We start from the raw sequence: 11,825 nt of genomic DNA on the forward strand, positions 1-11,825 counted from the left end.
TCCTCCGTGTGAAAACTTCAGTGCACCGACTCCGGATCCAGCTGACCGCGCTCGGTCCGACATCCGGGGCACAGGCCCCAGTACGTCACCTCTACGTGGTCGACGGTGAACCCGTGATCATGGGGCGCCTCGAGGCGCGGAGAGCCCTGCGGGGCATCGACGTCGGCGATCGTGCCGCAGGAGCGGCAGACCACGTGCTGATGGTTGTCCCAGGACTGCCCCTCGTACCGTGCCGGGGAATTCGGCAGGTCGATCCGCCGCGCCAGGCCGGCGTCGACAAGCGTCTTGAGTACGTCGTAGACGGCTTGGGTCGAGACCGCTCCGATGCGTGTGCGTACCAGGGTGAGGAGGGTACTGACATCGGAGTGCGGGGCCTCGTGGACCGCCGAGAGCACGGCGACCCTGGGGCGGGTCACTCGCAATGACGCTCCGCGCAGGAGGGTCCTGGCCTCGGTTTCGATCACCTACGCAGTGAACCACCTTTCTGGAATGATTCCAATCAATGGGGGAGCGAAGTCCCGGGGCATCGCCATCCGGCGCACCCCGGGTGCTCGTGGCCCGGGACCGCCCACGCGATGTCCGATTCCCGCCAGCGCGGCTCCTTGCGATGCCGCACCCTGGAGGCATGACCAGCGACGACAGCAGATACGAGGCGGTGACCAGCCGCGATGCCCGGTTCGACGGAGAGTTCTTCTTCGCCGTGTCCACGACCGGCATCTACTGCCGCCCGAGCTGTCCCGCCACCACGCCCCGCCGCCGGAACGTGACGTTCTTCCCCACCGCGGCCGCCGCCCAGAACGGCGGGTTCCGCGCCTGCCGGCGCTGCCGCCCCGACGCGGTCCCCGGCTCCGCCGGCTGGAACGTGCGCGCGGATCTCGTGGGCCGGGCGATGCGGCTCATCGGCGACGGGGTCGTCGACCGCGAAGGCGTCGCAGGGCTGGCCGCACGCCTCGGATACAGCGCCCGCCAGGTGCAGCGCCAGCTGAACGCCGAGGTCGGAGCGGGGCCCATCGCGCTCGCCCGCGCCCAGCGGGCCCACACCGCGCGCGTCCTGCTGCAGACCACCTCGCTCCGGGCCGCGGAGATCGCGTTCGCCGCGGGCTTCGCCAGCGTGCGGCAGTTCAACGACACGGTGCGGGAGATCTACGCGCTCACCCCGGGCGAGCTGCGCGCCGCCCGCCCCGGCCGGGCCTCCCGTTTCGGCTCCGCCGGCATCGCGGACGGTGCCGGGGGAGTGCCGCTGCGGCTCGCCCACCGGGGTCCGTACGCCGCCGTCGAGGTCTTCGACCACCTCGCGGCCCGTGCTCTCACCGGCATCGAGGAGATCGTCGGCGAGCGGGGCGACCGCACCTACCGGCGGACCCTGAGCCTGCCCCACGGCACAGGCATCGCCGAGGTCCGCGAGAGGACCGGCGAGGGATGGCTGGAATGCAGACTGCACCTGGACGATCTGAGCGATCTGACGACCGCCACCCAGCGGATGCGCCGTCTCTTCGACCTCGACGCCGACCCCCACGCCGTCGCCGAGCGCCTCGGCACGCATCCCGCACTGGCCCGGCTCGTCACCCGTACGCCGGGGCTGCGTGCACCGGGCGCCGCCGACGTTCACGAACTGACCGTCCGGGCGGTCCTCGGGGAGCAGGGCTCCCCGGCGGCCGGGCGCCGGCTCGGCAGTGCGCTGGTGACGGCGTACGGCGCGCCGCTCCGGGCGCCCAGCGGCGGCCTCACCCGGACGTTCCCCGAATCCGCCGTCCTGGCCGAGGCGGGTCTGGAGGCGCTCGGGATGCCGGACTCGCGGCGGGCCGCCCTGCGTGGCCTCGCCGCGGCCCTCGCCGAGGGCCGGATCCGCCTGGACCCGGGCGCTGACCGGGACAGGGCCGAGAAGGAGTTGCTCGGCCTGCGGGGTGTCGGGCCCCGGACGGCCGGATACGTCCGGATGCGGGCGCTCGGCGACCCCGACGTGCTGCTGACCGGCGATGCGGCGGTCGGCGCCGGGATGCGGCACGTGGGTGCCGAGGCGGTGGACGCCGAGGCATGGCGCCCCTGGCGCACGTACGCCATGCACCACTTCTGGAACGTGGCGGCCGACCGGCGCCGCACCGCTTCGGCGGGACGGATCAGGACGACGACATCGGAAGGACCCATACGATGACAAGGACCCATACGATGACACTGATGAAGACGCTTTACACCACGGTGGACAGCCCGCTGGGCGAACTGCTGCTGGCCGGCGAGAAGTCGGCCACCGCACCGGGCGGCACCGCCCTGGCCTCACTCTCCGTGCCCGGCCAGAAGGGCGGCGCTACGGTCCAGGACGACTGGACCGAGAGCGCGGAGTCGTTCACCGCGATCGCCGCCGAACTGCGAGCGTACTTCGACGGCAGCCGGACCGGCTTCGGCATCGAGTACGCCGCCGGGCGCGGCACCGACTTCCAGCGGCGGGTGTGGACCGCCCTGGAGGCCATTCCGTACGGCACCACGCTCAGCTACGGCGAGATCGCTGCGCGGATCGGCGCGCCGCGCGCCGCGGTGCGCTCGGTGGGCACCGCGATCGGCGCCAACCCGCTGCTGGTCGTGCGCCCATGCCACCGCGTGATCGGCGCGAGCGGAGCCCTGACCGGGTATTCGGGCGGCCTCGACCGCAAGCGGCAGCTGCTGGACCTGGAGAACCGCCGCCAGGAGGCGTGACGGCCCCGGGCCGATCGACCGCCAAGATGTCCGGAAAGCAACCCCGTTGGCAGGAGAGTCCCCCCATGAAAACCTCCACCGGCGACACCTCCCCATGAACGCCCTGATCCCGCGTCCCGCCATGGAGGTCGCCCCGGGAGCATGGCACGTGCCCGGCTGGCTCGGCACCGCGCAGCAGCGGGAGCTGGTGACGGCCTGTCGCGCCTGGGCCACCGGGCCCGTCCCGATCCGGCACACCCGCCTGCCGCGCGGCGGCGTCATGTCCGTTCAGACCGTCTGCGTCGGCTGGCACTGGCGACCGTACGAATACACCCGCACGGCGGACGACGTGAACGGCCGGCGGGTCGCCGATTTCCCGGACTGGCTGGTCCGGCTGGGACGCCGCGCCCTGCTGGAGGCGTACGGCGACGAGGAGGCCGCGCGGGACTACACGCCGGACACCGCGCTCATCAACTTCTACGACGGGCAGGCCAGGATGGGCATGCACCAGGACAAGGACGAGCGGTCGTCCGCCCCGGTTGTTTCCCTGTCCGTCGGCGACACCTGTGTCTTCCGGGTGGGCAACACCGAGACCCGCACCAAGCCGTACACCGACATCGAACTCTCCTCGGGCGACCTCTTCGTCCTCGGCGGCCCCTCACGGTTCGCGTACCACGGGGTGCCCAGGGTCCACGAAGGCACCGGCGACCCGGCCACCGGGCTGCGCTCGGGGCGGCTGAACATCACGATGCGGGTCACCGGGCTCGCGTGACCGGGGCCGGGCCCGCGTGACCGGGGCCGGGTTCGCGTGGCCGGGGCCGGGCCCTCTCCTCCACCCCCGCGACGACGGCGTTGTCAGTGCCCGCCAGTAGGTTCATTCGTGTTCCGCCGATCCGGCGGGGACGACACCTCAGTTGTGCATGGGAGATGGCGCGTTGTCGCATTGGGAGAGGTCGAGCACGGCACGGGTGGTACCACCCGCGCGGCCGCGCAAGCTCGCCAAGGTTCCGTTCGTCGAGCTGGCCGACGGGCGTCTGCAGGGTGTGGTGTCCAGTGGCTCGGACATCGGGCGGGTCTATGTGTCGTCCGTCGCCACGGGCACCTTCGCGTTCGCCTGCAGCACCAACAACAACCGGCCCTGCGGCGGGGCGCACGGATCGTTCTGCAACCACATAGGTGCTCTGATCAACGAAGCGGTCCTGCAGTACGGCGCCCCGCGCGTCGTCCGGTATCTGAAGGCCGACGCCCCGGAGGGGGACACGGACGGTGCCGGGCTGGCCTCGGCCATGAGGAGCACCCGTCCGCAGGCTGACACGACGAAGGCCGCCGCGTCCGTCTTCAGCCGGTTCCTGCGTCACCTGGCCTATCTCGAACACGCTCCGGTCACGGCGCCGTTGCCCGAGATGCAGTTCTTCCCGCCGACCCGGGCGGTGGCGTGATGCGCGCCGACCTGCTCGCCGGACCCGTAGAAGGACTGGACGAAGCCCTGGAGGCCGTCGACGCCTTCGACCAGGCCCTCGTCGCGGGCCTGCTCCGTCCCCAGCCCGCCGGGACCGCCGGCCCGACACGGCTCGCCGACGCCGTGCTGGGGACGCCACTGGCAGCCGGAGTCGCCGAGGCGGCCGCGAAGGCGGCGGCCGGAGCGGCGGGTGAGGACCACTTCGTGGCCCTGGCCGCCGCACGGACCGCACTGCACGGCTCGGTCCACGACGCCCTGCTGACCCGTGTCGACGAGGCGGCCGGACGTCAGCGCGGTGCGGACGTGGTCCCGGTGGCCGCCGGGCAGCCGACGGCCAATCTGCTGACGGCCGCCCGCGCCTGGCTGTCCGACCTGGCGCGCTGCGGATGGCAGGGGCTCGACCACGAGGTGGTGTCCGGGGCGGCGGAGGTCGTCTCCGCGATGCTTCCCGACCCGTCCCTGCGCCGTCTGGCCACGCTTCTCGACGGCTTCGCCGCCGAACTCGCCGCTTCCTGCCCCGGTGCGTCGCTCGAGCGTTTTCCCCTGCGTCGCTGGGGAGACCTCTGGTCGCGCGGGATGCTGCTGACGGTTCCCGGCGCTGCAGTCGCGCCGGTCACCGGTACCGCCGACGGACGTCTGCTGCCCCTCGGCATCGACGTGACCGAGCACGCGACCGCCGCACAGGCTCAGGTGCACGCGGTGTTCGAGCCCGCTGACGGCTCGGCGCCCCGGCTCGTGCGCGCCAGTGTGTCGGTTCCCAAGCCCGACACGGTCGTCGGGGCCGGGATCTGGCAGCTGATGCGCCCGCACATGTCGCTCCTCGCCGCCGCCGGTGAGGGCTGCTCGATGGATCTCACCGGTATGCCGGTCACCGCGGAGGGCGACCTCGTCTGGAGCGACGAGCACGCACGTCCCGGGGAGCCGGCGGAGGCGTTCGCCACCGCACGCGTGGCCCTGCCCACCGCGACCGCCCCGGTGACAGCGCCTCTTGACCGGCATCCGGCACGCATCGCCGTACCCGTCTTCCTGGAGGGCTACACCACCCGGACGGATGACGAGGGCCGGCTGACCTTCACCGTCGCCGGGCTCGACCTGGTCGTCGACACCGACCGCATACCGGCCGCCGGTCCCCTCACACCCGAGGCCGTCGCCAAGTCCGGCGCGTGCATCGGGCTGATCCGCTGGGACGCCGGTTCGTTCGGCGTGCAGCCCCTCGCCGTCGAGACCACGGTGCGGAAGAAGGTGACCGCGGTGCACGCCGGGGCGTGGGCCGGAGGGACGACGGACAAGGCCGGAGCCAGGGCGGAGAAGGCCGCCACCGACGCCGCGAAGGTGCTGAGCGAGCGCGCGGGAAGGCTGCTGCGGAAATGACCGGACAACAGAGTTCCGAGGTGACCGCGGAGACCTCGCACGACAACCGCCGCCAGGTCATGTACTGGCGCCTCCTCGCCCGGCTCTTCGACCACGAGGAGCAGGCGGCCCTGGAATCAGCGAGCCTCGCCGTGGTCGAGGACATCGGCCTGCCGGCCAAGCTGCTCGATCCGCAGGCGTCGGTCGACTCCGTGGTGCAGCGCCATCCCGAACTGGCCGCCGAGTTCGACGGTCTGATGGTGCCGGAGGACGAGACCGATGGTGAAGCAGCGGACGGCGACACCCGCGACCGGGCCGCCGAGGTGCGGCGCGCCGCGCTCGTGTCGAAGGTCCTGCTGAACGTCTTCCACTCCCCGCCCGGCACCGTCACCGCGGGACAGCTGTCCCGGTGGCAGTCCGACGCCGGCTGGCTGGAGCGCTCGCTCGGCTGCAGGCCAGGGGAGCTGCGCGGCGGACGCGCCGGAGGAACGGGCGTCAGCCCGACAGGTACGGGAGGCGGCGGCCGTACGCCCGACCTGAGCCGGCTCATCCCGGAGATCGGCCCGGAGCTCGGCTCCATCGAGGCCGGGCTCGTCAAGCGCATGCGGCTGCGCGAAGTGCTCGCCGATCCACAGCTGGCCGGGCAGCTGACGCCGAGCATGTCGCTGATCGAACAGCTGCTGCGCGACAAGGACAACCTGTCCGGTGTGGCCCTGGCCAACGCCAAGGCGCTGATCCGCCGCTTCGTCGACGAGGTCGCCGAGGTGCTGCGTACGCAGGTGGAGAAGTCGACAGTCGGTGCCCTGGACCGCTCGGTCCCGCCGAAGCGGGTGTTCCGCAACCTGGACCTCGACCGCACCATCTGGAAGAACCTCACCAACTGGAGCCCCGAAGAGGAACGGCTCTACGTGGACCGCCTCTTCTACCGCCACACCGCCCGCAAGACGACGCCGCAGCGGCTGATCGTGGTCGTCGACCAGTCGGGCTCGATGGTGGACTCGATGGTCAACTGCACCATCCTCGCCTCGATCTTCGCGGGCCTGCCCAAGGTGGACGTCCACCTCATCGCGTACGACACCCAGGCACTCGACCTCACCCCGTGGGTGCACGACCCGTTCGAGACCCTGCTGCGCACCAACCTCGGGGGCGGCACCGACGGCACGGTCGCCATGGCACTGGCCCAGCCGAAGATCGCCGAGCCGCGCAACACGGTCGTGGTGTGGATCTCGGACTTCTACGAATGGCAGACCGAGCCCCTGTTCGAGAGCATGGCCGCCATCCACCGCTCCGGCGCCAAGTTCATCCCCGTCGGCTCCGTGACCAGCTCCGGCCGCGCCAGTGTCAACCCGTGGTTCCGGGAGCGTTTCAAGGACCAGGGGACTCCGGTGCTCTCCGGACACATCCGCAAGCTCGTCCACGAGCTCAAGACCTTCCTCACCTGAAGCCCCTCGGCTCCGGTGCAGTCGAACCCAAAATTCTCAGAAAGGCTCCACACACATGTCCGACCTGTTGCGCGCCCCCGCCGAGATCAAGTACGCCGAGGAGCTCGACTGGCTCGAGTCGGTCGACGACGGCCCCAAGCCCTTCTCCTGGCGGCTGTCGCCGAAGATGGTCCGCCTGTTCATCCTGGGATCCGAGCGCTCCGACGGCCTCGACCGGGAGATCTCCCAGAAGTGGTACGGCGACCGCAGCTTCGTCGAGCGCTCCATCGTCACGCTGGCCTCCGACCGGGGCCTGCTGCTCATCGGTGACCCGGGCACGGGCAAGAGCTGGCTGGCGGAGCTGCTGTCCGCCGCCATATCCCGTAACTCCACCCTCGTGGTGCAGGGCACGGCCGGCACCACCGAGGACCACATCAAGTACTCCTGGAACGTGTCCATGGTGATCTCCAAGGGCCAGTCGCGGGAGTCGATGATCCCCTCACCGATCATGACCGCGATGGAGACCGGGGCGATCGGCCGTTTCGAGGAACTCACCCGTTCCACCAGCGACGTCCAGGACGCACTGATCTCGATCCTGTCGGAGAAGTACATCTCGGTCCCGGAGATGGACAGCGACAACATCGTCTTCGCCAAGCCGGGCTTCTCCGTCATCGCCACGGCCAACAGCCGCGACCGGGGAGTCAACGACCTGTCGTCCGCGCTGAAGCGCCGCTTCAACTTCGTCCGCATCCCGGTGGTGACGAACAAGAAGAGCGAGGCGGAGATCGTCCGCTTCCGCACCGAGGAACTGCTGCGCCGCCACCAGATCGAGCTGGACGTGCCGCCGACCCTGCTCGACGTACTGCTGCAGAGTTTCGCCGACCTGCGGGCCTCCGCCGCGGCCGCCGGCAGCGACGACGAGAAGCTGGAGTCCGCCCTGTCGAGCGCCGAGCAGATCGGTGTGCTGGAGGACGCGATCCTGCACAGCAACTTCTTCGGCGAACGCGCTCTGACCGCCCGCACGCTGGCCTCCTCCCTCGTCGGATCGCTGGCACGGCGCGAGCCCGAGGACCTGGCCATCCTCAACAAGTACCTGCACGGCGTCGTCGAGCCCCGCAGCAAGGAAGAGGGCGGCTCCTGGCCGGAGTTCCTGGAGGGCGGCCGCGACGCGATCGCCACCCTGTCATGAGCGCCCCGGACGAGGGCACGCCCTTCGAGGCGCTGCGAGGCCAACTGCAGGACGCGGCGACGGAGTTCGCCGACGGCCCGGACGCATTGCAGGGCATCCTCCTCGGCATCGTCGACGACGTCGACCGCGCGGTGCGCGAGCCGCTGGAGATCTTCCCCGTCTGCCACCACTCACCCGCGTCAGCGGTCGCCATGGCACGGCGGCTGCGCGAGAAGCAGCCGAAGGTGGTGTACCTGGAGCTGTGCGAGGACATGGCGCCCCTCCTGCCCGAGCTCCGCAACTGCCGTCTGCCGGTGGCCGTCCAGGCGTTCGCGAGCGACGTCAAGGGCTTCCCCGCGGAATGGGCACCCCTGTCGGTCGTCGCCCCGATCACCGAGGCGTCGGCCGAATACCAGGCCATCGCCTACGCACTGGACACCCCGGGTGTCGAGCTGGTCCTCGTCGACCGTTCCTCGGACCACGTGTTCCAGTGGCAGGCGGGCGACAAGGAGCCCACCGGTCCGGACGACCGGCCCGCGGAGGAGGAGGCGGCGCTGCACGGCGACGCCGTCGGGGTGGAGATCGGTGACCTGAGGCCCCGCTTCGCCGAACTCGAGGAGCACCTCCTGCACCACGGTCGCGTGCGGCACTGGTCGGAGTGGTGGCACCAGTACGTCGAGCTGCCGCTCGGCGACAGCGACCACGACACCTACCGCCAGGTCATGCTCCTGATCGGCAGCCTCTTCCGCCGTCTGGCCCCCGGGGACACCGGCCGGGTCCGGGTGGACGAGGACCGCGAGCGCTACATGTGGACGCGGATGCGCGAGCACCTCGCCGCGACCGGCACCGATCCCGGGGACTGCCTCTACGTCTGCGGTGCCTTCCACGCGTCCAGCCGCGTCGAGGAGTTCGGTGTCCACGGCAGCGACACCTTCGAGATCACTCCGCCGAGCGAGAGCACCTGGCAGCACGGCCTGATCCCGTCCAGCCACGCGGCGATCGAGGCACAGTTCGGCCTCGCCGCCGGGTCCGTCTCCATCGCCGCCACCCAGTGGGCGAAGAACCTCAGGCGCACCAGGGTGCAGCCCTTCCGGCTCGCGGGTCAGGCGGGCGCGAAGAAGGCGGCGAAACCGGGGAGGGCCGCAGCGGCGGCCGTCCCCGTGGCACCGGAAGCACCCTCCGACAAGCTCTCCGGCTTCCTGCAGAGCCCGCCGGCCCTCGACCGGCTGGACGAGGCCGAACTCCTCGGCTGGTCGGTGGAGATCGTGCGCTCCGCCCGCCGCAACGGCTATCTCGCCTCCACCGCCGACGCCATCGCCGTGTTCGAGACGTCGATCCTGCTGGCCGGCATGCGGGACCGGGCCAGGCCCACCCCGTACGACTTCCAGGACGCGGCGGTCACCTGCATCGAGAAGGAGACCGTGCCGGGCAGGCGCGATGTGCGCCGCCTCGTGGAGATCCTGATGGGCGGCGACCGGATCGGCCAGGTCGGCTACGACGCGCTGCCGCCCCTCGCCCGGGACGTGCACGACCGCCTCGCCCCACTCGGCCTCAAGCTCCAGCAGCGCGGCGTCCGGCGGGCTCTGCTGGACATGACCACCCAGCCTGAACTGCGGCAGTGCTCCGATGTGCTGTGGATGCTGCGCCACCTGATGCCGCACGGTGCCGCGAGGCCGATCATGGGTGAGCGGGAGCTCGGCAAGCAGTCGGCGCAGGAGTCCTGGGACCTTGCGCTGGGCACACACCAGAGGGCGCTCATCGAGCTCGGTTACGAGGGCGTCAGCATCGAGCAGGTCCTGGAGCAGCGCCTGCGCCGCGCCGCCTACGCCCCGAACGCCACCACGGCGCAGGTACTCGGAGCCGTCGAGGACGCCGTGCTGCATCTGCGCAGCGGCCGCCTCGCCGACGAGCTCGGCACCCGAGCCCTGGAGGTGCTGGCCACCGAGCGCAGCGTCGACGGGGCGCCGGAGGTCCTGCGGAGGGTGCGCCGGCTCCTGGCGTACTACCGGATCAGCCGACCGGTGCTGCCGTCGTGGATCGAGTCGTTCGCCAAGACGGGTTACGCGCACTACTGCACGCTCCTGCCGACGGCGTTCACCGACGAGGACGCGACCGTGCGGCAGGTCGCCGCGATGCTGGGATTCCTCTTCAGCATGGAGAGCCTGGCCCTGTCGCTCGGCTGCGACCGGACCCAGCTGGATCTGGCCTTCGCACAGTCGCATCCGCGGGAGCCCTCCAGGGTGGCACTGCTGTGGGCGGCCCAGGTGCAGCTCGGACAGCTGTCCCGGGCCGAGCTGCGGCAGCGGTGCGACGGTCTGCTGGCCGACCCGCTGGTGGTGCCCGCATACCCGCGCTATCTCAGCGGATTCCTGCACGCGCTGGAGCCGGTGCCACAGCTGGCCGACTTCGTCGTGGAGGCGGTCTCGAATGCCTTCGCACGGCTCCCGGATCCGGTGCTGCTGCCCTGGCTGCCGAAGCTGATCACCACCCTGCGGTCCGAGGGCGCCGATCTGGCCCCGTTGCTCATCCGTGAGGCCGGCCGGGTCTTTCCGGGCCGGCTCGCGACGCTGGACACCTGGGTCCCACCGTGGCAGGCCGTCCCGCAAGCGCCTGCCGAGCCGGCTCCCGGGGGCGCCACGGCAGGCCGCGCGGTCCTGCTCACCGCCCACCCGGAGACGTGCGACAGCCTTGCGGAACTGCTGGGCTGGGAGGGCGCCTGGGAGGCGGAGGCGGCGGAACCTTCGGGGGCGGTACTGGTCGGCCGGTACCCGGAGACAGCGGTGGCACTGGATGCGCTGCTGACGGGAGCATGACGGACCGGAGGCAGGGATGCCGGTACTTCCTTGGCTGAGGAAGCAGACGCGTTGAAAGCGAAGGCCCGTCGCCGTCATCGGGAGATGACGGCGACGGGCCTTCGCGCGGGTCGGGGGCGCCTGCTGGCAACGGCCCGCGTTCTCACGCCGCCTGTGCGGGGTCGCGGCCGAACTGCGCGCCTCGCCCACCGTGCCACCGACCGCCGGGGTCTCAGATGGCCGGGGGACGGGGGCGCGTACCCGGCGCATGGGAGCTTGGCGCGATTTTCACCGATGCGGGGGAGTGCGCGGGCGCACACCGGCGACTATCCGAAAATGGCCGGTTCATATCAAGTTCTACCAGCACCATAAGGACATGGGGTGGCTGAATTTCTTCGAACAGTGCGGGTCGGCATATTCCGCGGGCCGGTGCGCTTCCTGGCGCCCGTCTGAATACTTGTCGGTAATCGGGCGAACACGTGCCGTTCGCAGCCGTGGGTCCTCTAATGTGATTGGCGTGAACGGGTTACGTCGGGTTGACCCCGGATCGGACACAGGTATGTCGGCGGTATGGAGGCGTAACGTATCTCCGTTCCGCGTGACCGGAACCGCATTGAGGGGCCGGGGCTCGGAAGGTGTGCCGCGGAAAGGACCGAAGCGGTGCACCCCGGACATGGCTGATGACAGTGTCGTAAATGGAGTGAGAACAAGTGGGGGGACAGCCGTGACCAATCCTTTCGATGACGAGTCGGGACGGTTCGTGGCGTTGGTGAACGACGAGGGCCAGTATTCCTTGTGGCCCTCGCACATCGACGTTCCGGGTGGCTGGCGCACCGCCGGCCCCGAAGGGTCGCGTCAGGAGTGTCTCGACGCGATCGAGGGCGCCTGGACCGATATGCGGCCCGCCGGCCTGGTGCGTGCGATGAGGGCTGACGCCGGATAGGCGGGCGGCGGGGCATCGAAGGCGC

General features: G+C 71.0%; 10 protein-coding genes. 9 read left to right on the plus strand and 1 reads right to left on the minus strand.

Annotated elements, in window-relative coordinates:
* Window positions 1–17: 17 nt before the first annotated feature.
* Entirely contained in the window at window positions 18–464 is a 447-nt protein-coding gene (locus BFF76_RS01730) for a Fur family transcriptional regulator (RefSeq protein WP_031098047.1), read from the minus strand.
* A 161-nt stretch (window positions 465–625) separates the two neighbouring features.
* Between BFF76_RS01730 and BFF76_RS01735 the strand changes: the two genes are divergently transcribed.
* From BFF76_RS01735 to BFF76_RS01775, 9 genes are all read left to right on the plus strand, one after another.
* Window positions 626–2,152 carry a DNA-3-methyladenine glycosylase 2 family protein gene (locus BFF76_RS01735; RefSeq protein WP_065846836.1) on the plus strand — a complete coding sequence of 509 codons (1,527 nt, stop codon included), beginning with the start codon at window positions 626–628 and terminating at the stop codon, window positions 2,150–2,152.
* A 23-nt stretch (window positions 2,153–2,175) separates the two neighbouring features.
* Window positions 2,176–2,688: a methylated-DNA--[protein]-cysteine S-methyltransferase gene (locus BFF76_RS01740; RefSeq protein ID WP_107418382.1), complete on the plus strand. Its 513-nt coding sequence runs from the start codon at window positions 2,176–2,178 to the stop codon at window positions 2,686–2,688.
* Between the two features lie 94 nt (window positions 2,689–2,782).
* Complete coding sequence (locus tag BFF76_RS01745) at window positions 2,783–3,439, plus strand: alpha-ketoglutarate-dependent dioxygenase AlkB family protein (protein ID WP_031098040.1); 657 nt, start codon at window positions 2,783–2,785, stop codon at window positions 3,437–3,439.
* A 148-nt stretch (window positions 3,440–3,587) separates the two neighbouring features.
* A complete protein-coding gene (locus BFF76_RS01750) occupies window positions 3,588–4,106 on the plus strand; it encodes a hypothetical protein (RefSeq protein WP_079122287.1) in 519 nt (172 codons plus the stop codon).
* Window positions 4,106–5,497, plus strand: coding sequence for a hypothetical protein (locus BFF76_RS01755; RefSeq protein WP_065846843.1), 1,392 nt, complete (start codon window positions 4,106–4,108; stop codon window positions 5,495–5,497). The genes BFF76_RS01750 and BFF76_RS01755 overlap by 1 nt, the downstream gene beginning before the upstream one ends.
* Window positions 5,494–6,918 (plus strand): vWA domain-containing protein, encoded by a 1,425-nt coding sequence (locus BFF76_RS01760; protein ID WP_031098032.1) that lies wholly within the window; start codon window positions 5,494–5,496, stop codon window positions 6,916–6,918. The genes BFF76_RS01755 and BFF76_RS01760 overlap by 4 nt, the downstream gene beginning before the upstream one ends.
* 55 nt (window positions 6,919–6,973) lie before the next feature.
* Window positions 6,974–8,086, plus strand: coding sequence for an ATP-binding protein (locus BFF76_RS01765; RefSeq protein ID WP_033302095.1), 1,113 nt, complete (start codon window positions 6,974–6,976; stop codon window positions 8,084–8,086).
* Window positions 8,083–10,878, plus strand: coding sequence for a DUF5682 family protein (locus BFF76_RS01770; protein ID WP_065846845.1), 2,796 nt, complete (start codon window positions 8,083–8,085; stop codon window positions 10,876–10,878). Before BFF76_RS01765 ends, BFF76_RS01770 begins: the two co-directional genes overlap by 4 nt.
* A 703-nt stretch (window positions 10,879–11,581) precedes the next feature.
* Window positions 11,582–11,800, plus strand: coding sequence for an MbtH family protein (locus BFF76_RS01775; RefSeq protein WP_031098030.1), 219 nt, complete (start codon window positions 11,582–11,584; stop codon window positions 11,798–11,800).
* Window positions 11,801–11,825 lie beyond the last annotated feature (25 nt).

It is taken from the genome of Streptomyces mutomycini, assembly GCF_001700505.1.
GTDB lineage: Bacteria > Actinomycetota > Actinomycetes > Streptomycetales > Streptomycetaceae > Streptomyces > Streptomyces mutomycini.